We start from the raw sequence: 21,898 nt of genomic DNA on the forward strand, positions 1-21,898 counted from the left end.
CAAAATCAACGCACTCTAAAACCGGAAGGGCCAGTATAGGGGTTATCCTTGCACCCTACGTTATATTGACGCGTATCAATACGTGCTGTATATTGCATGTTTGTATTGTCCATTGTTTAACGTCGAAGGAGGGGGGACATGGCTGTGTCGCAGCGCCCGAAGTTGTCTTTTCTTGACCGATTTTTACCCATGTGGATCATTCTGGCGATGGCTGCCGGACTGCTCATTGGCCACTTCATTCCCGGGATTGGCCAAGCCTTGGGCGCCGTTGAAATCGGCGGGATTTCCATCCCGATCGCCATTGGTCTCCTCGTCATGATGTACCCACCCTTGGCCAAGGTTCGCTACGAGAAGACCAAGGAAATTGCCACGGATGGCCGCCTCATGGCGGTATCGCTCGTCCTCAACTGGCTGGTGGGGCCGGCGTTTATGTTTACCCTGGCGTGGCTGTTCTTGGCGGACCAGCCGGAGCTGCGCACCGGCCTCATCATCGTGGGCCTTGCTCGCTGTATCGCCATGGTGCTTGTGTGGTCGGACCTCTCATGCGCTGACCGCGAGGCAACGGCTGTGCTTGTCGCCCTGAACTCCATCTTCCAGGTCGCTATGTTTGGTGTTCTGGGTTGGTTCTACCTGCGCGTCCTCCCCGGATGGCTGGGCCTGGACACGACGAGCGCTGACTTTTCCTTCTGGGCCATCGTCAAGGCCGTACTCGTCTTCTTGGGCATACCGTTCCTGTTGGGTGCGCTGTCTCGCGTGTGGGGCGAAAAGGTAAAAGGACGGGAATGGTTTGAGAACCGCTTCCTCCCAGCCGTATCGCCCCTGGCCATGATTGGTCTGCTGTACACAATTGTGTTGCTCTTTTCCCTGCAGGGCGAGCACATTGTGGAGCAGCCAGCAACGGTAGTGCGCGTGGCCGTGCCGCTGGTTATCTACTTCGTGGGCATGTTTGTGCTGTCGCTGGGCGTAGCAAAGGCCGTTGGCATGAATTACGCGCAGTCTGCCAGCGTGGCGTTCACTGCAGCAGGAAACAACTTTGAGCTTGCTATTGCAGTATCCATCGGCACCTTCGGAGCGATGTCTGCTCAAGCCCTTGCCGGAACGATTGGTCCTCTTGTTGAGATTCCAGTCCTCGTTGGTCTGGTCTATTTCATACTTTGGATTGGCCCGAAACTCTTCCCGGGAGATGCCACTCTTCCGCGCTAGCGCGTGCGTGCAGCGTCCATGCTGCGCACGCCAGCTTCGGTCAGAGTGATGTTAAAGGTCCGCTCACCACTCCACTTGATGAGACCAGGCAGTTTCACCACGCCGGCCGCTTCGAGTTCACGGAGTTCTTCTTCGAGCCCCTCCTCGTAGCCGATCAGCCGCCCCAGCTCAGAGATGGAGGTGGTATTGCCAGTGACTGCACCGGCGGCGACTAGCCCGCTGAGGACTTCCGGGTGAGTTTCTACTGCGGCGATGCTCGCTTGAGTGACGCCTTCGAGGCTTCCTTGTTCGGTGATGGCCTTGATGCGTCGCTTGCCCACTCGGTAGGAGGTGGTACCGAAAGCGCGGCCACCGAAGATGAACGCAGGGATGGAGAAAGCAGTAAGTCCAGCGGCGATAAGGATAGGGTTGGGTGAGACATCGCCGATAATCCCGGTGGATTTAATTCCCTCAGTGATGAGAGGGGAGAAGATAGCAAGCACCGGTAGAAAATAGGCGAGAAGAGGGTAATCGCCCGCCCGGTACTCTTCTTGGGAGGCCTGCACCAACCTCGGCTCGCTGCGAATGATGCGGAAGACTCCGTAGAGCATCACCATGATGAGTACCGCGTAGACCGGGACCGCGTAGGGGTAAGGGAGGTCAACGGCGCGAAGGCCGGAGGCGATGCCCGCGGGCACGGCCACGGTCACAATATCCCGCAGTGCAATCTCGTTACGAGCGCGCGCCTGCGCCACTGTGCGTGGCGCGTGGACAGGTATTTTCCGCTCTGCCGGTGTGTTTGTGGGCGCGCTGTCGGACATAGCGGCGATACTAACATGTGAGCCTCGGTCGAGCTCTGTGCCAGAATGGAAGGCACTGACAACTAAATAAAGATGAAGAGAATTTTTTCAAAGTCTCACCGCCGTGTGGCGGCAACCTGCGCCCGGGGTGAGCACAACGTCAGGAGATTAGCCACTGATGGCATCCAAGAAGAAAACAGAAACAGAAGAAGCACGCACTGAATCGACGTTGGCCGCGGCTGTAGCGGGGATTGACCGCGAGGCGCTCGCGCCTAAGACTCGCCTTTATGCCTTGGCTAAGCAGGTGGGCGTGGCCTCCAAGGAATTGGTGGCCCAGTTCGCGGAGATGGGCATCAAGAAGTCCGCACAATCCACACTTACGCCGGAGGAGGTGGGTCAGCTTATCGATGCCCTCGTGCCAGCCACTGAGGACACCAATCAGGCCGCCGCCGAGGACGCCGAGCAGGCTGCAGTCACGGCCGATGCTGCGCAGACCCCCGAAGAACCTGTCGAAGAAACTACTGAAGCCCCGGCTGAGGAAAAGCCGGAGAAGACGGTGAAGAAGAAGCGCACCAAGCGCGCGGCGAAGCGCGTGAGCAAGGCAGGCAAGAAGGCTGAGCCGAAGGAGCAGGCAGAGGAACCCGCACCGGAAGAGTCTGCTGCGCAACAGGATGGCGCGGGGGAGCCGCAGGAAGCTGCACAGGCACAGGACTCGACACAGGATACTGAACAGGCCGGGCAGCCGGAGCAGCTGAGCGAGGAAGAAGAAAAGCTGCGCGAGCGCGTGCGCAAGAACGTTGATAACGAGATTTCGCAGATCGTCGACAAGGTCGATGCCGAAATGCTGCACGAGGCGCTCGCCGAGGCCGGTGATAGCGACGAGGACGACGAGCTCACTCCGCTGATCACCCCGATGGCTGAGGAAGACCCGGACGTGTACGACTTCGCGCCGGTCTTCATGGCGCCGAAGATCACTCCGCTGGCCAAGCGTCAGAAGTCAGAAAAACGCGAGGAAGAAATCGAGGAAGATTCGGCACCGGCAAGCCAGCCGCGCGGTCGCCGTCGCGGCAGCCGCGGTACCTCTCGTGGCCGCGGAGCAGAAGGCCGCGGGGTAGTCCGCGAGGAAGTCGAGCACATCGACGAGCCGAAGGCGATTAAGGGCTCAACCCGCATCGAGGCGCAGCGTCGCCGCCGTGCGGAGCTGCGGGAGAAGGGCCGCGAGCGCCAGCACATCGTCTCCCAAGCGGAGTTTTTGGCGCGCCGCGAATCTGTAGAGCGCACCATGGTGGTGCGCGATAAGCAGCGTACCGACGGCGCTGGCATCATCACCCAGGTTGGTGTGCTGGAGGATGATCTCCTGGTCGAGCACTTTGTCACGACCGAGACGCACCCTTCCCAGATTGGCAATATCTACTTGGGCCGCGTGCAAAATGTCTTGCCTTCGATGGAGGCCGCCTTCGTCGATATCGGACAGGGCCGAAACGGCGTGCTGTACGCGGGAGACATCGACTGGCGCGCCCTGGGCATTGGTGGGCGCAGCCGCAAGGTGGAAAACGCGCTGAAGTCCGGTGACCAAGTCCTGGTCCAGGTGGCCAAGGATCCCATCGGGCACAAGGGCGCACGTTTGACCACTCAGATTTCCCTGGCCGGTCGTTTCCTGGTGTATGTGCCGGGCGGGCGCAGCGCGGGCATTTCCCGCAAGCTGCCGGCGCCGGAGCGCAAGCGCCTCAAGGGGATTCTGGAGCGCGTCATCCCGGGGGATGGCGGCGCCATCATCCGCACCGCAGCGGAAAACGTGTCGGAGGAGGACATCGCGTCCGACGTCAACCGCCTCCACTCATTGTGGGAGGACATTAGCGCCCGCGCCGCGCACGAAAAGGCAACGAAGGGCGCCAAGCCGGTCACCCTGTACGAAGAGCCGGACCTGCTCATCAAGGTGGTGCGTGACCTTTTCAACGAGGACTTCAGCACCTTGGTGGTGGACGGCAAGCGTTCCTACAACACGGTCAGCGCCTACGTTGATTCCATGGCGCATGACTTGGCCGACCGCGTGGTGCGATACGACGCCCGCGAGCACGATGGCGAGGATGCCTTCAGCGCCTACCGCATTGATGAGCAGCTGCAGAAGGCCCTGGGCCGCAAGGTGTGGCTGCCGTCTGGCGGCACCCTCGTCATCGACCGCACTGAGGCCATGACGGTCATTGACGTCAACACGGGCAAGTTCACCGGCTCCGGCGGCAACCTGGAAGAGACGGTGACGCGAAATAACCTCGAGGCGGCCGAGGAGATCGTGCGCCAGATGCGCCTGCGCGATATCGGCGGCATGATCGTCGTGGACTTCATCGATATGGTCTTGCCGGAAAACCAGGATCTGGTGCTGCGCCGCCTCAAGGAAGCGTTGGGGCGCGACCGGACTCGTCACCAGGTTTCTGAGGTCACCTCACTGGGCTTGGTGCAGATGACGCGCAAGCGCGTGGGCACCGGCCTCATCGAGACTTTCTCCACCGAGTGCGAGGCCTGCCATGGCCGAGGAATCATCATTCACGAGTACCCGGTTGATGAGGAGACGGAAGAGGATAACTCGAAGCCGCAGCGCCGCGGCCGTAAGGAACGCCGTGCACCGCAGCGCGATCCGAAGAAGCACCCGGCCGCCGTCCGTATGCATCGCGAGGACGACGATGCCGCTTCCGAGCATGAGGCTGCCCGTGCTGACAATGAAGAAGCAGCGCGCGACGAAGAATCTTCGCTGGAGGAACTCGTGGCCAGCGTGGTCGTCGTGGACGACGATGACGCGGAGACGCCGGATAGCGCGTCCATTGGCTACGCGGTAGCGGAAAGCCTGGAAGCGAAGCGATCGAAGCCGAAATCCAAGCAGAAGCGCTCGCGCAAGCCGCGCCGGGCAACGCGTACCTTCCGGGAGCCACAGCGCGAGGAGACGAGTGAGGGCTTGCGCGCGCAGCAAGGCAAGCAGGATAGGAACGCTAAGAACGCTGAAGCGGAGAAGAAGTCCTCCGCACAGCGCTCGGAGCCAACCTACGAGGAAGCCGTCGAGGCTTTCGAGAACTCGCCGCGCCGCAAGCGCCGCACACGCGGAAATTCCCGTTCGGATATTCGCCCGAAGCGCGAAGACTTTGCACAGGGCGAGACCCCAGCCAAGGACGCTCCGCTGGCCACCTCTAAAAAGGAGGCCAAGGCAGAGCGCAAGGCCGCGGAGTCGGGCGAGAACATGAACGTGCGCGCGACCCGCAGCCGCGGTCGCCGCCGAGTGGTGCGCAAGATGGCGCAGAGCCAATCCGCGCCGGCACCGAAGGAACGCGGTAGGGGCGCGGAGCACAGCACTGAGGCGAAGGAGCGCGAGGAGACTACGGCGTCGACAAGGCGCAGGGGCGGGCGCGGGAGGCGTCGAGTAGCACGGCGCAGGTCGCGCTAGAAAAGGCGTTTTGCCTTTTCGCCCCCTCACGGGGTAGTCTTTGACAGTCGCTGTTTAGACCATGAATGCGCTCGATGGGACGCGCTGCGGTTTCCGCACGTCTCTCGCGGATGTGGTTCTAAACGCCAATGTCCAATGTCCATTCGTTAGCGGCACCACCCAGCTGCTAGCGAGCCGAGTTTAGATAAGGGGTAGCCCTCTATGTACGCGATCGTCAAGACCGGCGGAAAGCAGTACAAGGTTGCTGAAGGTGACCTCGTCAAGGTCGAGAAGATCGAGGGTGAGCCGGGTTCCTCCGTTGCTCTCACCCCGGTTCTGCTCGTCGATGGCGCAACCGTCAAGTCGAAGGCCGCAGACCTCGAGAAGGTCTCCGTCTCCGCTGAAATTGTCGAGCAGGGCAAGGGCCCGAAGATCGACATCCTCAAGTACAAGAACAAGACTGGTTACAAGCGTCGCCTCGGTCACCGTCAGCCGGTGACCACGCTGAAGATTACCGGTATCAAGTAAGCCTTAACCGGCACTAATTCATCCCTGAAGGAGGGAAAACCACATGGCACACAAGAAGGGTGCTTCCAGCTCCAGCAACGGTCGCGATTCTGAGTCCAAGCGTCTCGGCGTCAAGCGCTTCGGTGGTCAGCAGGTTAAGGCCGGCGAGATCATCGTGCGTCAGCGCGGCACCAAGTTCCACCCGGGTGAGAACGTTGGTCGCGGCGGCGACGATACCCTGTTCGCTCTCGCTGCAGGCTCTGTTGAGTTCGGCGTCAAGCGTGGCCGTCGTCTGGTCAACATTGTTCCGGCTGAAGAGGCTGCTGCAGAAGCAACTGCCTAAGAGCTTCATGGCTTAATCCCGAGCGTTTGCTCGGGATTTTGTCGTTTTCACGCGGCCGGCGTGGCGGGAGAGCGTGGAGAAGACTAAAGGGGCCGTGGGCTTCAGATCCCCGGCAGTGCTCAACTAGGACGGTATGCCAGGAACCGTTAGACTAACGGGCATGGCACGATTCATTGACCGAGTGGTTTTGCACCTGCAGGCAGGCGATGGCGGACACGGCTGCGCCTCCGTTCACCGCGAAAAGTTCAAGCCGCTCGGCGGGCCCGATGGCGGCAACGGCGGCCACGGCGGAGACATCTTGCTGGAGGTCTCAACCCAAATCCATACGCTGATGGACTTTCACTACCGCCCGCACATCAAATCCGAGCGTGGCGGCAACGGTGCTGGCGACTGGCGCAACGGCGCGCGCGGCAAGGACCTCATTCTGGAGGTGCCGGCAGGCACCGTGGTCTATACCGAGGATGGGGAGATGCTCGCGGACCTCACGGTCCCGGGGACCCGCTTCGTGGCTGCGGAGGGCGGTTTCGGCGGACTTGGTAACGCAGCACTGGCCTCGGCTGCTCGTAAGGCTCCGGGCTTTGCGCTGCAGGGAGAACCTGGTGAGGCGCGCGATCTCATCCTGGAGCTGAAGTCCATGGCGGACGTCGGCCTCGTGGGCTTTCCTTCCGCGGGTAAGTCCTCCCTTATTTCTGTTCTCTCGGCGGCCAAGCCGAAGATTGGTGACTATCCTTTCACCACCCTCCAGCCCAACCTGGGCGTAGTGGACATGGGCCATGAGTCTTTCACCATGGCGGATGTTCCGGGCCTGATCCCTGGGGCCGCCGAGGGCAAGGGCTTGGGACTCGACTTCTTGCGCCACATCGAGCGCACCGCGGTCCTGGCCCACGTGGTGGATACCGCCTCCATCGAGCCGGGCCGCGATCCGCTCTCTGATATCGAGGCCCTCGAGACCGAGCTGGCCAAGTACCAAGAGCTGCTGGAGCAGGACACCGGCCTGGGGGATCTGCGCGAGCGCCCGCGCGTCATCATCCTCAACAAGGCGGACATTCCCGAGGCCGAAGAGCTAGCAGAATTTGTCAAGGGTGACCTCGAAGAGAAGTACGGCTGGCCCGTCTTCATCATTTCCGCAGTCGCGCGCAAGGGCCTCGACCCGCTGAAGTACAAGCTCATGGAGATGGTCAACGAGCACCGCAAGGCTCAGCCCAAGGTCGCCGCGGACAAGAACCACACCATTATTCAGCCGAAGTCCGTGGGCAAGAAAAAGAAGGGCAGGTTCGCCGACTTCACCGTCACCCCAGACCCCGAGGTGGAGGGCGGCTTCATCGTCGAAGGCGAAAAGATCGACCGCTGGATCCGCCAGACGGACTTCGAAAACGACGAGGCCGTGGGCTACCTTGCGGACCGCCTTGCCAAGGCCGGTGTCGAAGAGGAACTGCACCGCCAAGGCGCGCAGGAAGGCTGCCCCGTGACCATCGGGGACATCACCTTCGAGTACGAGCCCATGGCTGGTGGCCGCGCGACCGACGCTGGCCGCGGACAGGATGGCCGCCTCATGAGCACCGAGCGAGTCTCGGCTGCCGAGCGTAAGCGCGCTTCCCAGGCGCGCCGCGGTCTCGTCGACGAGTTCGACTTTGGCACGGATGGGGAGGTCACGCGCGAGTCCGCAAACCGCGATCGCTGGCAGGGCTAGCCCGGTATACTGAGCCGGTATGTCATCCGAACACGACAACCAGATCGACTATCCTCTTCCCCTCGAACCCTTTGAGGGTCCAACCCCGGACATGGACTATCCGGAGACGACCACGCTGTCGGAAAAATCCAGTGGTTTTTCCTCACCCCTGCGTGAGGAGATCTCCAAGGCCAAGCGCATCGTCATCAAGATCGGCTCCTCGTCGTTGACGCGCGATGACTTCGTGACCTCGACTGAGAAGATCGACAAGATCGTTGACGCTGTGTGCGCCCGCATGAATGTCTCGGACATCATCATCGTCTCATCCGGTGCGGTGGCTGCGGGCATGGGCCCGCTGGGCCTGACCACGCGCCCCACCGATTTAGCCACCAAGCAGGCAGCTGCCGCGGTGGGCCAGGTCCACCTCGCCTACGAGTGGGGCGTGTCCTTCGCCCGCTATAACCGCACCATTGGGCAGGTGCTGCTGACCGCGTCGGACGTCGGCAAGCGCGATCGCGCCCGCAACGCCCAGCGCACCATTGACCGCCTGCGCCAGATGCGCACGGTGCCCATCGTTAATGAGAATGACACCGTCGCGACCTCCGAGATGCACTTCGGTGATAACGACCGCCTCTCCGCGCTCGTGGCCAACTTGGTTGGCGCGGATGCCCTCTTCCTCTTCTCCGACGTGGACGGCCTTTATGACAAGAACCCGGCGGAGCCCGATGCCAAGTTCGTCGAGGAGGTGCGCACCGGCAAGGACCTCAAGGCGGTTGTTGCTGGTGACGGCGGCAAGGTCGGCACCGGTGGCATGGCCACGAAGGTCTCTGCTGCGCGCTTGGCCACCCGCGGCGGCATTCCCGTGCTGCTGACCTCGGCGGATAACATCGGACAGGCGCTTGACGACGCCTCCGTAGGCACCGTCTTCCACACCCGTGAGGAGCGCCGCCTGTCTGCGTGGAAGTTCTGGGCGCTCTACTGCGCGGATACCGGCGGCTCGCTGCGCCTCGACGAGGGCGCCATGGAAGCCGTGGTCCGCGGCGGAAACTCCCTGTTGGCCGTGGGCATCACGGATATCAAGGGTGAGTTCAGCGCCGGTGAGATCGTGGACATTATGGGCCCCAAGGGCCAGGTCATTGGCCGCGGTGAGGTGGGCTATGACTCCGCCACGCTGCGCAACCTGCTGGGCAAGCACACCGAGGAGCTGCCGGAGGACATGCGCCGCCCGGTTGTTCACGCCGACTACCTGTCCAATTTCGCGTCCCGAATTTAATGCGCTATTTCATGGGCCCCGATGTGTGGGCAGCGACCGTGGCAGATATCGACGCAGCCGGGCACGAGCGCGTGGAGAGCTTGGCGGAAGCCGAGGTCTTTGTGAACACCGCCTCGGACCCGGCGCAGACCCCGGAGATTCCGGAGAATATCCAGTGGGTGCAATACTGCTTCACCGGGGTGAACCGCCATATCGAGGCCGGGCTCATCCGGCCGGATGGCCTGCCGTGGTGCAACTCCGCCGGCGCTTTTGCCAAGCCCGTGGCGGAATCCGCGCTGGGGCTCATGCTCTCCCAGGCGCACCACCACAAGGCTTTCGCGCTGGCGAAGTCCTGGTCGGTGGCGCGTGAGCTCGATGAATCCCAGGCCTGGCTCTATGACCAACAGGGGCCTACGCGCGTGCTCATCGTGGGCGCGGGAGGAATCGGCACGCAGCTCATGGCCTATCTCCGGCCCTTTGGCGTGCACATCACCGCGGTGAACCGCTCGGGCCGCCCAGTGGACGGCGCGGACGTAACACTCCCTATCGAGCGCGTCGACGAAGCATGGGGCGAGGCGGATTTCGTGGTGAGCATTCTGCCGGCGACAGAAGCGACGGAAGCTCTCTTTGATGCTGCGGTGTTCCGCGCCATGAAGCGCTCGGCGGTGTTTATCAACGTCGGCCGCGGCAGCACCGTAGTCACTGATGATCTCGTGGATGCACTGCGCACGGGCGAGATCGCGGGAGCGGGCCTCGAGGTCATGGATCCGGAGCCGCTTCCGGATGGCCACCCGCTCTATGAGCTTCCCAACGCTACGCTGACCCCGCACATGGCGGCCTCGGATCACGTGGCCCAGTACCACCTGGGTGCTATCTTCAATGCCAACGCCGCCGCGTGGGAGCGCGGCGAGGATATGCCCACGCGCGTCGACCCGGACGCCGGATACTAGCTAAGGAGGATGTGCATGAAGTACGCCATCGAACCACACCCGTGGGAGGAAACCATCGAGGTGCTTGACGCCGCGGGCTTTGAGCGCGCCCGGCTAGATGAGGCCTCCTTCCTCATCTACACCGGCGACGGCACCGACTTCCCGGACCCGCTGCCGGAGAACATTGGTTTCGTGCAGATTCCTTCGGCGGGCGTGGACCACGTGCTCGACGCAATGAAGGGGAGCAGCGTGCCGTGGTCAAACGCCGCCGGGGTCTATGACAACACGGTGGCGGAATCCACCATCGCGCTGCTTCTGGCGCAGCTGCACGCGCACCGTCGCGTCAACGGCACGTTTGATTCTTATGCAGAGATGGAGGCCCACACCTCCTACCTCTACGACGATAAGACGGTGGCCATTATTGGTGCCGGTGGCATTGGCAAGCGTCTGATTAGCATGCTGTCTGGTTTCGGGCCGCGCATCATTGCGGTCAACCGCTCCGGCAACCCGGTCGAGGGCGCGGAGGAGACTTACCCGATTTCTGAAGTGGACAAGGTCTGGCCGAAGGCGGATTACTTCGTCCTTATCGCTCCGCTGACCCCGGAGACCCGCCACATGGTGGATGCGGAAGCTTTTAAGCAGATGCCGGATCACGCGGTCGTGGTCAACGTGGGCCGCGGCCCGCTCATCAACACCGAGGACCTCCTCGCAGCACTCGAGTCGGGCGAGATCGCGGGTGCCGCACTCGACGTCACCGACCCCGAACCGTTGCCGGAGGATCACCCGCTATGGCAGGATAAGCGCGTGGTTATCACCCCGCACATTGCCAATACGCAGCGCTCCGTGCGCGAGAAGATTGGCGCGCACACCATCAAGGTGGCCAAGGCTTTCGCGGCGGGGGAGGAGCTGCCCACTCTGGTTGACCCGAAGGCAGGTTATTAATGGAGAACCCCGATATCCGCGTTGGTGATGCGGAGCGTTCTGCGGCCCTGGAGCAGTTGAGCCAGCACTTCGTCAACGGTGCGTTGGGCCCCGATGAATTTGAGCAGCGCACCGGCGAGGCTGCCGCGGCGCGCACGCGCGGAGACGTCGAAAAGCTCTTTGCGGACCTGCCGGAGCTTTCCACCCCAAGCGCCACAACACCCGCACGCCGCCACGAGGCGGAGTTGGAGGACATGCTCTCCCGCGGCCGCAAGGTGCAGATAGTGGATTCCGTCATCTGGTCGGTGGCGATGATTGCGCTCTTCCTGGGCCTCTTTGTCTTCGACTGGAGCTATTTCTGGATCTCGCCCGTCATCGCGTTCTTCGCTTCCTGGGCTGCGCGCGGGGTGTTGAAGTTCAGCGAGTCGGATGAAGAGCTCTTTGATGAGCTTTCCGAAGGAGAAAAGAAAAAGCGCGCCGAGCGCCTGCGTGCCGCGGCGGAGCGCCGCCGCGAGCTCGAGGCCTAACTAAGGGCCGATCCGCGCCCATAGCTGCACAAAATCCCTGACAAGCGGGCAGACCTTCCGTACGCTGGTATGGCATGAGCAACACCGAACGTGAAGAAGTTCTGTCCAAAGCCCGCGCCGCCAAGGCGGTGGCGCCGCAGTTCGCGCAGCTGACCACCCCGCGCAAGAACGAGATTCTCAATCGCGCCGCGGAAAACCTCATCGCGCACACCGAGGACATCCTCGCTGCTAACCAGCTCGATATCGAAGCCGGCCGCGCCAACGGTATGTCCGAGTCCCTCATCGACCGCCTGTCGCTGGACGCCGCCCGCATCGAGGGCATTGCCGGCGGCCTGCGCCAGGTAGCTTCCCTCCAGGACCCGGTAGGGGAGATCCTGCAGGGCCGCACCATGGATAACGGCATCCAGATGAAGCAGGTTCGTGTGCCGCTCGGCGTGATGGGCATGGTCTACGAGGCCCGCCCGAACGTCACCGTCGATGCCTTCGGCCTGGCCCTGAAGTCCGGCAACGTGCCGCTGCTGCGCGGTTCCAAGTCCGCGAAGAACTCCAACGCTAAGCTCGTGGAGCTCCTCCAAGACACCCTCGTGGAATTCGATCTGCCACGCGAAGGCGTGCAGCTTCTGCCCTGTGAGACCCACGATTCCGTGCAGGACCTCATCACCGCCCGCGGCCTGGTGGACCTGGTCATCCCGCGCGGCGGCGCGCGCCTTATCAACGCTGTGGTGGAAAACGCCACCGTCCCCGCCATCGAGACGGGTACCGGCAATTGCCACTTCTACGTCGATGCCTCCGCTGACCTGGACAAGGCTACCGATATGGTGATCAACGGCAAGACCCGCCGCACCTCGGTGTGCAATGCTACGGAAGGCGTGCTGATCGACGCCGCGCTTGACGACGCCGCAAAGCTCCGCATCATCACCTCCCTCCAGGAGGCAGGCGTCACCATCCACGGCGATGTGAAGGAGCTCGAAGCCTTCGGCGTTAAGGACGCCGTGGAGGCCACCGACGAAGAGTGGCGCGAAGAATTCCTCTCCATGGATATCTGCGCCAAGGTGGTCGATGGCGTCAACGGCGCCATCGCGCACATTGCTGAGTACACCACCGGCCACACTGAGGCCATCGCCGCCCAGGACGCTGACGTGCTGCTGACCTTCGCCAACGAGGTGGATGCTGCGGCCGTCATGCTCAACGCCTCCACCGCGTTTACTGACGGTGAGGTCTACGGCATGGGCGCGGAAATCGGCATCTCCACTCAGAAGTTGCACGCGCGCGGCCCGATGGCTCTGCCGGAGCTGACGTCTACCAAGTGGGTGCTGCAGGGCACCGGCCAGACCCGCCCCTAGGGACAGCTAGAAAAGCTACTCGAAAGGTACTCGAAAGGAATTTTTCGAGCCTGACCTGCGCAAAACATCCTACTCGAAAAATTTTCGAGTAGGATGTTTCTCTGTGAGTCTACAGCGAAACTTTCACGAAGAGCCACGGTTGCTTTTGAGTGTGCCTGAAGATCAGTGGTTCGACCGCAAATCGTTCCGAATCAAGCCTAAGGATTTGGCCAAGACAATCGTCGGAATGGCTAATGCTGAGGGTGGCGTTGTTGCCGTGGGGATTACGGATCGTGAGTTTGATGGTCTCCCTACCGCGGGTCAGGGGAACGATTTGCGGCAGACCGCGTTGGACCATACGGATCCGACCGTTAAAGTTCGCATCGAAACGCTCGAAATTGACGAGGGCGTAGAGGTGTTCCTCTTTCATATCCTGCCCAGCGAGCGTGTTCACTATTTAAGGTCGGGGGAGTGCTACCTGCGGGTGGGAGACGAGTCTAGGCATCTCAAGGCCGATGACATCCTCGAGCTTCGATACACCAAGGGCGAGCAGCAGTACGATGCTACTGTGCCGGCGCATGCTAGCTCAGAAGATCTCGATATGTCCTTAGTCGAAAATTACGCTGACATTATCGGTTCGTCTTCCGGCGTAGATTCACTCAACGCGCGGAATCTGATTGACCGCCAGGGGCGTCCGCGGACCGCCGCGCTCTTGCTGTTTGGAAAGAATCCGCAAGAGTTTTTCCCGAATGCTCACATCCGAGTACTTCGCTTCGCAGAAGATGAGCGCCTGCCAGGTCAGCAACAGCAGTTGATGGAAGACCGTCGCTTTGATGGTCCGTTGCCTGATCAGATCCGTGCAGCACAAGAGGTAATCGGTGGGATGCTGCCGACGGTTCGTAGGTTGTCGGGGGCGGGGTTATTTGAGGACGAGAATCTCATTCCGCATGATGTGTGGCTGGAAGGCCTAGTTAACGCTGTTGTGCACCGTTCATACAGTATGTCGGGTGATCATATTCGATTTGAGGTGTACCCCAGTCGGATTGAGATTTCTAGCCCCGGACGTTTTCCGGGTCTTGTTGATCCCGCTAAGCCTGAATCGATAGCACGTTTCGCGCGTAACCCCCTCATTGCACGCGTTACTGCTGAGTTACGCATAGGCCAAGAACTGGGCGAGGGCATCCGGCGTATGTTCGCTGGTATGCGCCGCGTCGGTTTTGCTGATCCCTCTTATGTGCAGACCAGTGGCAGCGTTGTTCTGACGTTGAAGGCAATTCAACGATTGAACGAGCAAGTGCTGCAGGATTTGCCCCGCCATGCTGAAGGGGCGTTGGCAGCGTTGGAAACGAGCGCACGTCCAATGTCTACGGGAGAAGTGGCCGAAGCTCTTGGCGTGTCAATTCCATCTGTGCGTCGTGCATTGCAAGCCATGCGTGACAAGGGGCTTGTGAAATGGAGGGGTAATGGTCCGCGCGATCCGCGGGCAGTGTGGTTTGTTGAGGGGCCTTTTGGGTGAGCTGAGTAGAGCTCGAAAGCTACTCGAAAGCTACTCGAAAGGAATTTTTCGAGCCTGACCTGCGCAAAACATCCTACTCGAAAACTTTTCGAGTAGATTGTTCGCCTTGTGTGGGGTTCGTGCTGCGCGGCGGGACAGGACTGGGTACTCTAAAGCGCGGTAATAACAAAGAACTGATTGGTGCCTTCCGCTCATGCTGTCCCGCATTGCTTCCTCCGTCGCCGCCGCCGTCGTGGCCGCGGCCGCCCTCATCGTCCCGAACACCGTATCTGCACCCGCCGCGCATGCCGACGAACAGTGCCCCGCCGTGGTCGTCGTCGCCGCGCGCGGCTCCGGCCAGAACGGCCAGATCTATCCCACCCAGTACTCCAACCAGGGTGGCCGAGCCTCCAATGGGTGGGAAGGCGAATCCATTCGCGCCATGTTGCACGGCGCTGAAGCGCGCTATCAGGCAACACACGGTGGCAACTCGCTGATGAAGGATGTCTACGTGCTGGGGCTGGAGCCGCAATACTACCCGGCGACGTACCCGGAGTATTCCGTGCCGAACGAGTCGCTTCCCACCACCGCGGCCGACTTGGTGCGCCTAGCCGCACAGTACGCCAACCCGGTCATCAACACCGCGGTCTCCGCCATCAACCAGTTCATGTACTCCGTACAGACCGGCAAGCGCGGCGTGACCAGCGCCATCAACAACTACGAGGCCGCTACCGGCTGCCACCCGCAGTACATCCTGTCCGGCTACTCCCAAGGTGCTATGGTCCTGTCCAACCACGAGCTGGAGCTAGCCCACCGCGGCCAGCTCGCCGGTGTCGTGACCTTTGGCAACCCGCTGACCCGCGCCGGGGATCCGGCCGTTGTCGGTGCGACCCAGGGCGCAGGCGGCCCGATGGGCCACTTCCCGCAGATGCGCGCCAACGTCAGCCGCGTGGACTACTGCCTGCCCCTCGATGCCGTGTGCGACCTCTCCGCCCACACCCTCTACGCCGCTAAGCCCACTGGCGGCTCCCACGGCCAGTACTTCTTCACCTACCACGAGTGGGATAACCAGGTCTATGATTCCATCGGCAGCATGGTAGACAGCGTTCGTTTCCGCTAAACAGGAAAGGGTGAAGCCTCCTTCTTTTAGCATGTGTGCCGCGCTTGGCGCAGCAGCGTTTCTCCTGAACGTTCCTGTGGCCTCGGCGGGCGGTGTTGACACCTGCCCCGAGACCGCAGTGCTCGTCGCGCGCGGCTCGGATCAGAACGAGGAGCAAGGCGAATACGTGGGCCCGCAGCGCTACTCCGTGCATGCGCCAGAGTCCACGGGCTTTGAGGGACGTAACTTTGCTGCGCTGTTCCACCAGGTTGAGCAGCGCCACCCGGGCGCTATGGATGGCGTCTATGTGCTAGCGCTCGACCCGGAATCCTATCCCGCCGCCATGAACCTGCCACCCTTGGCGCAGGAGGGTGAGGACCTCGGCCCGCGTGAACTCGTGCAGCGAACCGTGGAGATCCTCCAGGAGCACCCCATCGGGGACTTGGCGTACTCGGTGACGCTGGGGGCCGTCGATAGTCTGCGCACCGGTGTTCGCAACGCCCCGAAGGTGGTCGAAGACTATGAAGCCACCACCGGCTGCCGCCCGCGCTGGGTGGCCGCTGGCTACTCGCAGGGCGCGCTCGTCGCAACGAGCGTGGAGAGTCACCTTGCCGAAACCGGACGCCTGCAGGCGGTACTCACGTTTGGCAATCCGTTGCACCAGGTGCCGTGGGCCCAGAACCGCACCGGCCTGCCGGCAAACCGCTACGTCGACTATTGCTTGGACGGTGACTTCGTCTGCGACTTCTCCCTGGAAGCCGCCAACCGCGCCTTAGCAACCAAGGCTGAGCGCCACGCCTCCTACTTCCTGGGGGAGCCTACTGAGCAGGACGTGCAGGTCATTGATGCTGTGGCCGGTATACTCACCAGCCATGACTAGTCCACAACGCATCGGCATCATGGGCGGCACCTTCGATCCGATCCACAATGGCCACCTCGTCGCTGCTAGCGAGGTAGCCCACCGTTTCCGCCTCGATACGGTGGTCTTCGTGCCCACCGGCCAGCCCTGGCAGAAGGCAGATAAGCAGGTCACCGCCGCCGAGCATCGCTACCTGATGACCATGGTGGCCACCGCATCAAACCCGCGCTTTACCGTCTCTCGCGTAGACATTGACCGCGAGGGCCCCACCTACACCATCGATACGCTGCGGGACTTGCGCGAGCTTTTCCCCGATGCCGAGCTCTACTTCATTACCGGTGCGGATTCTGTGGCCTCCATCATGAGCTGGCGGAACTGGGAAGAGATGCTGGAGATGGCGCACTTCGTCGGCGTGACCCGCCCCGGCTACGAGCTCCGCAAGGACATGCTGCCGGAGGGCTCCCAAGACGACATCGAGCTAATCGAGATTCCCGCCATGGCCATTTCCTCCACCGATTGCCGTGCTCGCGCCCAGCAGGGCCAGCCGGTGTGGTACCTGGTGCCGGATGGGGTGGTGCAATACATCGCCAAGAATCACCTCTACAGCCCACACCCGGAAAAACCGCTGTAGTATCCGCGCAGAGGCGGGGGGAATTCGACTAGGAAAATGCGCCTTGTCGTGTAAGACTAGAGTTCTTAAGAGAAAAGTACTTGTGTAGGGATTGTCATGTCGATTACTGATGAAGCACGCCAGATGGCGGAAACCGCCGCCTTGGCTGCGGATGAAAAGCTGGCCACCAACATTGCCGCTATTGACGTTTCCGACGTGCTGGCGATTACCGAGGTCTTCGTCTTGGCCTCCGCCGATACCGAGCGCCAAGTGGCGTCCATCGTCGAGGAAGTCGAGGACGAGCTGACCAAGCAGGGCTTTGAGCCCAAGCGCCGCGAAGGCAATCATGAGAACCGGTGGGTCTTGCTCGATTACGGCCCCATCGTGGTCCACGTCCAGCGCAACGATCAGCGCGAGTTTTACGGCTTGGATCGCCTCTACCACGACTGCCCGCTTCTCGACATCCCCGGTCTGGACACCCCGGAACGCCCCGGCGAGTGGTCTGATGAAGTCAACCCGCGCGACGTGGACTCGATCGATGAGATTCCCCTGGCCCAGCCAGAGCCGGAAGATGACGAATTATGACCCGCCGTCTCCTCCTCATCCGCCACGGGCAAACCACCTACAACGCTACCGGACGGATGCAGGGGCACCTGGACACCGAGCTGTCGGACGTAGGGTACTCCCAAGCGCGCGCTGCCGCTGACCTGCTCGAGGATAAAGGCATCACCGCGGTTGTCGCCTCGGACCTCATCCGTGCCCGCGAAACCGCTGAAATCATCGCCCGTCACTTGGGGCTTGCGGTAACCGTCGATAAGCGCCTGCGTGAAACCCACCTGGGGGAGTGGCAGGGGATGACCTCCGCCGAGGTGGATGAGCAGTACCCCGGGGCGCGTGCGCTGTGGCGCCACGACCCCACCTGGGCGCCGCCGCAGGGCGAAAGCCGCGTCGATGTGGCCAACCGAGCCCGCCCGGTCATTGATGAGCTCATGCAGGAGCACTCCGACTGGGATGAAGGCGCGGTGCTTGTCGTCGCGCACGGCGGCGCCATTTCCGCGCTGACCTGCCACCTATTGGGCCTTGAGCACCACCAGTACGGGATTCTCTCTGGTTTGAAGAACACTCACTGGTCGCAGCTGACCGCGCGGCCCGAGTTCGATGCCGCTCGTCCGCTCTCCCCGCTGGAATTCACCCCGGAGAACGTTGCCCGCGCCCAATGGTACTTTGACGGTTGGAATATGGGCGGTGCTGTCGTTGGTGGCGCCGGGGCGGACGTCTAGTGATTCGCGTCGTCACCGATTCCGCCGCGGGGTTGCCGGCGGATATCGTCGAGGAGCTCGACATCTGCGTCGTGGACCTGCACGTCATGGAAAGCCACGGCAAGGATGGCGCGGAGCTGTCCACCTCGGGTCTGACTGCCCTCGAATTGGCCGCTTTATACGGCCGTCAGATGGAACGCTCCGGCGATGACGGGGTGCTAGCCATCCACCTGTCGAAGGAACTGTCCTCGACGTGGTCGGCGGCGGTGACTGCCTCCGGCGTTTTCCCCGACACCGTGCGCGTCATCGATTCCGGCACCGCGGGCATGGTCATGGGTGCCGCTGCCATGGCCGCAGCGAAGCTTGCCCAGGAAGGCGCCTCACTCGACGAGTGCTATGCCGCCGCCATCAACACCCTCGAGCGCGGGCACACCTTGGTCTATCTCAGCTCGACGGAGGAGCTGCGTCGTTCCGGGCGCATGTCCGCGGCCACGGCGATGCTGTCGACCGCGCTGCTGGCCACCAAGCCAATCATGGCGATTGAGGGCGGCAAGCTGGAGATGGTGGGCAAGACCCGCACCCAAACCAAGGCCTTTACCAAGCTCGTGGATCTGGTCGCCTCCCGCGCGGAGGGCAAGCCGGCGTTCATCGTGGTGCAGTACAACGAGGACAAGGTCTCGGCCCGCCGGTTGGAGGACCTACTGCGCTTGGCGCTGCCGGATTCCTCCTTTATGCTGGTGCCGCTTACCGACGTCCTCGCGGTCCACGTCGGCCCCGGAGCCATCGGCGTCTCCGCAGTCTTTAGCTGACGGCGGAGCCGAGCTAAAGACGTTGTTGATGTCTTCAACAAGTTATCCACAGGCTGCGGCTTAAGCCCTCGACGGGGGTGCGGGCGCTGCGTAGCGTCGCGGGCATGAACGCCATTGCTGATCGCCTCCGTGACCTCACCCGCCCCACCGGGGAAGAAGAACTGCTCAACGTCGACTTTCCGCGCGTGCGCGTGCCACCCTGGCTGGCGCTTGTCGTAGCGGGGCTAGCCGGCGTTGCGCTCCTCGCCTGGCTGGGGCTGAGCCGCAGCGCGGAGAACCCTTATGAGGTGGCCGCGCCGAGCAGCGAGGTGGCGGCCGACATCGTGGTCTCCGTCGTGGGCGACGTCGAGCAGCCGGGCCTGGTGACCTTGGCACCGGGCGCGCGCATCAACGACGCCCTTGAGGTGGCACGCCCGCGCGTGCCCACCGACAACCTCAACCTGGCGCAGAAGCTTAACGACGGCGAACAGATCACCGTCGGCGCTCCTCCCGCTGCCCCAGGTGCCACGGCCGAAGACACTATCTCCCTCAACTCCGCCACCGCGGAGGAGCTCACTGAGCTTCCCGGGGTGGGGCCGGCCACGGCTGCGGCGATCATCGCGCACCGCGAGGAAGTCGGGAGCTTTACCACCGTGGAGCAACTCATGGACGTCTCCGGCATCGGCCCGGCGAAGTTCGCGAAGCTCAAGGACAAGGTTCGGCCGTGAGGGAACTGCGGCTGGTGCCCGCCGCGGTGGTCGCATGGTTGGCCACGCTCGCAGTACTTTTCGGCCACCCGTGGCTGTTGTGCGGGCTCGTGCTTTTCGTTCTAGCGCGCGGTCAGTGGCGCGGCCAGGGCATCTTGTGCGCGGCGAGCGGGGGCATCTTCGCCACCCTTGCGCATGTGCGCTCGGTGCGCGCGGCGGGCTTTCATTTTGGTTCGGGGGTGACGGGAAAACTTGCCGCCGAGCCCACCCAGACCGCCTCCGGGTGGATGGTGCGCTTGCGCGTGCCCGGCTATCCAGCGCAGCTGCCGGTCTTCCTCAAGGAAAAACCGGAGGCCTTCAGCGGCTCCCTTGTCACGGTGCACGGTCACCCCGGTCCGTCTGACCGGGTAGGGGTAGGGCAGACCGTCTTCAGCGGCGAACTCACCGCGCACGCCCATAGCTGGACCGCCGCGGTGGCGGAGAACTTCCGCGCCGTGTGCGATAACGGCCTTATCCCTGGCATGGTGCTGGGCGATACCAGCCTGCAAAGCCCCGAGGACAAGCAGCTTTACATCGACACCGGGCTGTCGCACTTGAGTGCTGTGTCGGGCTCTAACGTCGCCATCGTGTGCACCGCGGCCGCGTTGGTGGTGCCGGGGCCGCGGGCGAGGGTGGGGGCGTCGGCAAGCGCGTTGGCGTTATTCGTGGCGCTGGTGGGGTGGGAGCCCTCCGTCCAGCGCGCCACCGTCGCTGGGCTGGCCGGTTTGGTGGCGGTGCTCCACTCCTCGAAGATGGAACCGCTCCATGCGCTCTCCCTCGGCGTGCTGTTCCTGCTCGCGGCGGACAGCGACCTAGCGGTCAGCTTCGGCTTCGCGCTCTCCGTGGCGGCGACCGCCGGCATCGTAGTACTCAGCCCGCTGCTGTTGCGCGTGTTGGGCACAGGTATTGTCGCCCGCGCCTTCGCCGTGGCCATCGCCGCGGATATCGTGACCATGCCGCTCATCGCGCTCATGTCCGGGCGGGTCTCGGTGGTCTCTGTCATCGCCAATGTGCTGGTGGCTCCGGTCGTGCCGGTCATCACCGTCGTGGGGCTTATCGCCGCCGCCCTGGCGCAGGTGGGGCTGGGCAGGCCGCTTGTGATCCTCATTGAGCCCTTGGCGGATTGGATCCACTTTGTCGCCTCCTCGATGCCCGTGACCACCGTGACCGCCGGCCCTATCGCGGTGCTGTTGCTCGGCGGGTGGATCATCGCGGCGTTGCTAAGATGACAGGCATGTCTTCAGCCCCCGTGCACCTCATCCTCGGCGATGATGAATTCCTGGCCGAGCGCGCCCGCCTGAGTATCCAACACGGCGAGGTAACCAAGCTCAAGGCCTCCGAGGTCAGCGAAGGCGAAATCCTGGAAGCGACCAGCCCCTCCCTGTTTGGGGAGGACCGCGTCATCGTCATCAGTGATGTGGAGCGGGCCGGCAAGGAGGTCACGACGATCCTCCTCGACGCCTGCGCCAACCCGATGCCCGGCATCACGCTCATTTTGATCTACTCGGTGACGGCGAAGACGCTGAAGAAAAAGAAGAAGCCGCCGGAGCTCATCGCGGCGCTGCGCAAGGCGGCCGAGGTGCATGAGGTCTTTTCCCTCTACCCGAACGAGCTCGCGCAGTGGGCCACCCGCGAGTTCGCCTCGCACGGGGTGCGACCGACCCCGGATGTGGTGCAGGCGCTTCTCGACGGCGTCGGCTCCGACCTCCGCGAACTCGCCTCCGCCATCTCGCAATTGGTCTTCGACACAGGTGGCAAGGTAACCCGCGAGGCGGTGCACGCGTATTACGTGGGCGTGGCTGAGGTGGCCAATTGGGATATTGCGGATGCTGCTGTGGCTGGCCGCGTGGAGGCGGCGGTCTCCACGTGCCGTCGGGCGCTGCAGTTAGGGGCGAGCCCCGTGGCCATCGCCTCGGCGCTGGCTAACAAGGTGGGCAATATCGCGCGGCTCTACTCCGCGCGCGGGGATCAGTACTCGCTGGCTTCCCAGACCGGCATGGCGCCCTACGCGGTAAAACTCACCCAACCGGTGGCGCGGCGCTGGTCGGGGGAGAACATCACCAAAGCCGTGATCCTCATGGCGGAGCTGGATGCCGCGGTCAAGGGCCAGGGCGGGGACGAGGACTTCGCCATCGAGGCGGCCGTTAAACGGGTGGCGGAGCTAGCGCGCTAGACTAACCC

General features: G+C 62.8%; 21 protein-coding genes. 20 read left to right on the forward strand and 1 reads right to left on the reverse strand.

From position 1 onward, the window contains the following. The first annotated feature begins 138 nt into the window (after nucleotides 1–138). The gene (gene arsB / locus HMPREF2526_RS07260) at nucleotides 139–1,203 is read left to right on the forward strand and encodes an ACR3 family arsenite efflux transporter (RefSeq protein WP_049157134.1); all 1,065 of its coding nucleotides are present in this window, start codon (nucleotides 139–141) and stop codon (nucleotides 1,201–1,203) included. On the opposite strand, the gene HMPREF2526_RS07265 is transcribed toward arsB, so the two are convergent. Then, the gene (locus HMPREF2526_RS07265) at nucleotides 1,200–2,003 is read right to left on the reverse strand and encodes a hypothetical protein (RefSeq protein ID WP_049157132.1); all 804 of its coding nucleotides are present in this window, start codon (nucleotides 2,001–2,003) and stop codon (nucleotides 1,200–1,202) included. The genes arsB and HMPREF2526_RS07265 overlap by 4 nt on opposite strands. A gap of 157 nt (nucleotides 2,004–2,160) precedes the next feature. On the opposite strand from HMPREF2526_RS07265, the gene HMPREF2526_RS07270 reads away from it, so the two are divergent. From HMPREF2526_RS07270 to holA, 19 genes are all read left to right on the forward strand, one after another. Next, a complete protein-coding gene (locus tag HMPREF2526_RS07270) occupies nucleotides 2,161–5,412 on the forward strand; it encodes a translation initiation factor IF-2 N-terminal domain-containing protein (protein ID WP_070546653.1) in 3,252 nt (1,083 codons plus the stop codon). 201 nt (nucleotides 5,413–5,613) lie between these two features. Further along, nucleotides 5,614–5,919 (forward strand): 50S ribosomal protein L21, encoded by a 306-nt coding sequence (gene rplU / locus HMPREF2526_RS07275; RefSeq protein WP_010190885.1) that lies wholly within the window; start codon nucleotides 5,614–5,616, stop codon nucleotides 5,917–5,919. A 43-nt stretch (nucleotides 5,920–5,962) separates the two neighbouring features. Next, nucleotides 5,963–6,241, forward strand: coding sequence for a 50S ribosomal protein L27 (rpmA, locus tag HMPREF2526_RS07280; RefSeq protein ID WP_010190882.1), 279 nt, complete (start codon nucleotides 5,963–5,965; stop codon nucleotides 6,239–6,241). Between the two features lie 160 nt (nucleotides 6,242–6,401). Continuing rightward, on the forward strand, nucleotides 6,402–7,931 hold the full coding sequence (gene obgE, locus HMPREF2526_RS07285) for a GTPase ObgE (protein WP_049157130.1): 1,530 nt from the start codon (nucleotides 6,402–6,404) through the stop codon (nucleotides 7,929–7,931). Between the two features lie 91 nt (nucleotides 7,932–8,022). After that, nucleotides 8,023–9,183: a glutamate 5-kinase gene (gene proB, locus HMPREF2526_RS07290; RefSeq protein ID WP_232751595.1), complete on the forward strand. Its 1,161-nt coding sequence runs from the start codon at nucleotides 8,023–8,025 to the stop codon at nucleotides 9,181–9,183. Then, nucleotides 9,183–10,112 (forward strand): D-isomer specific 2-hydroxyacid dehydrogenase family protein, encoded by a 930-nt coding sequence (locus HMPREF2526_RS07295; RefSeq protein ID WP_070509961.1) that lies wholly within the window; start codon nucleotides 9,183–9,185, stop codon nucleotides 10,110–10,112. Before proB ends, HMPREF2526_RS07295 begins: the two co-directional genes overlap by 1 nt. Before the next feature lie 15 nt (nucleotides 10,113–10,127). After that, the gene (locus HMPREF2526_RS07300) at nucleotides 10,128–11,033 is read left to right on the forward strand and encodes a D-isomer specific 2-hydroxyacid dehydrogenase family protein (RefSeq protein WP_070546655.1); all 906 of its coding nucleotides are present in this window, start codon (nucleotides 10,128–10,130) and stop codon (nucleotides 11,031–11,033) included. Next, entirely contained in the window at nucleotides 11,033–11,539 is a 507-nt protein-coding gene (locus HMPREF2526_RS07305) for a DUF1707 SHOCT-like domain-containing protein (RefSeq protein ID WP_070546657.1), read from the forward strand. Before HMPREF2526_RS07300 ends, HMPREF2526_RS07305 begins: the two co-directional genes overlap by 1 nt. 74 nt (nucleotides 11,540–11,613) lie before the next feature. Continuing rightward, on the forward strand, nucleotides 11,614–12,882 hold the full coding sequence (locus HMPREF2526_RS07310; RefSeq protein ID WP_070546661.1) for a glutamate-5-semialdehyde dehydrogenase: 1,269 nt from the start codon (nucleotides 11,614–11,616) through the stop codon (nucleotides 12,880–12,882). Nucleotides 12,883–12,985: 103 nt separating this feature from the next. After that, nucleotides 12,986–14,377, forward strand: a complete 1,392-nt coding sequence (locus HMPREF2526_RS07315; RefSeq protein ID WP_070546664.1) for an RNA-binding domain-containing protein — start codon at nucleotides 12,986–12,988, stop codon at nucleotides 14,375–14,377. A 193-nt stretch (nucleotides 14,378–14,570) separates the two neighbouring features. Further along, entirely contained in the window at nucleotides 14,571–15,476 is a 906-nt protein-coding gene (locus HMPREF2526_RS07320; protein WP_070546667.1) for a cutinase family protein, read from the forward strand. Between the two features lie 10 nt (nucleotides 15,477–15,486). After that, nucleotides 15,487–16,335 (forward strand): cutinase family protein, encoded by an 849-nt coding sequence (locus HMPREF2526_RS07325; RefSeq protein ID WP_070546669.1) that lies wholly within the window; start codon nucleotides 15,487–15,489, stop codon nucleotides 16,333–16,335. Continuing rightward, nucleotides 16,328–16,945, forward strand: coding sequence for a nicotinate-nucleotide adenylyltransferase (gene nadD / locus HMPREF2526_RS07330; protein WP_070546671.1), 618 nt, complete (start codon nucleotides 16,328–16,330; stop codon nucleotides 16,943–16,945). The genes HMPREF2526_RS07325 and nadD overlap by 8 nt, the downstream gene beginning before the upstream one ends. Before the next feature lie 96 nt (nucleotides 16,946–17,041). Further along, on the forward strand, nucleotides 17,042–17,509 hold the full coding sequence (gene rsfS, locus HMPREF2526_RS07335) for a ribosome silencing factor (RefSeq protein ID WP_070546674.1): 468 nt from the start codon (nucleotides 17,042–17,044) through the stop codon (nucleotides 17,507–17,509). Further along, the gene (locus tag HMPREF2526_RS07340; protein ID WP_049156466.1) at nucleotides 17,506–18,204 is read left to right on the forward strand and encodes a histidine phosphatase family protein; all 699 of its coding nucleotides are present in this window, start codon (nucleotides 17,506–17,508) and stop codon (nucleotides 18,202–18,204) included. The genes rsfS and HMPREF2526_RS07340 overlap by 4 nt, the downstream gene beginning before the upstream one ends. Next, nucleotides 18,204–18,992: a DegV family protein gene (locus HMPREF2526_RS07345; protein WP_046648993.1), complete on the forward strand. Its 789-nt coding sequence runs from the start codon at nucleotides 18,204–18,206 to the stop codon at nucleotides 18,990–18,992. Before HMPREF2526_RS07340 ends, HMPREF2526_RS07345 begins: the two co-directional genes overlap by 1 nt. Before the next feature lie 104 nt (nucleotides 18,993–19,096). After that, on the forward strand, nucleotides 19,097–19,699 hold the full coding sequence (locus HMPREF2526_RS07350; protein ID WP_049156481.1) for a ComEA family DNA-binding protein: 603 nt from the start codon (nucleotides 19,097–19,099) through the stop codon (nucleotides 19,697–19,699). Continuing rightward, the gene (locus HMPREF2526_RS07355; RefSeq protein WP_070546676.1) at nucleotides 19,696–20,946 is read left to right on the forward strand and encodes a ComEC/Rec2 family competence protein; all 1,251 of its coding nucleotides are present in this window, start codon (nucleotides 19,696–19,698) and stop codon (nucleotides 20,944–20,946) included. Before HMPREF2526_RS07350 ends, HMPREF2526_RS07355 begins: the two co-directional genes overlap by 4 nt. Next, nucleotides 20,943–21,890, forward strand: a complete 948-nt coding sequence (gene holA, locus HMPREF2526_RS07360) for a DNA polymerase III subunit delta (protein WP_070546678.1) — start codon at nucleotides 20,943–20,945, stop codon at nucleotides 21,888–21,890. The genes HMPREF2526_RS07355 and holA overlap by 4 nt, the downstream gene beginning before the upstream one ends. The last annotated feature ends 8 nt before the right edge of the window (nucleotides 21,891–21,898 follow it).

Origin of the sequence: Corynebacterium sp. HMSC070E08, assembly GCF_001808895.1 — a bacterium.
In the GTDB taxonomy this organism is placed as follows: Bacteria; Actinomycetota; Actinomycetes; order Mycobacteriales; family Mycobacteriaceae; genus Corynebacterium; species Corynebacterium hiratae.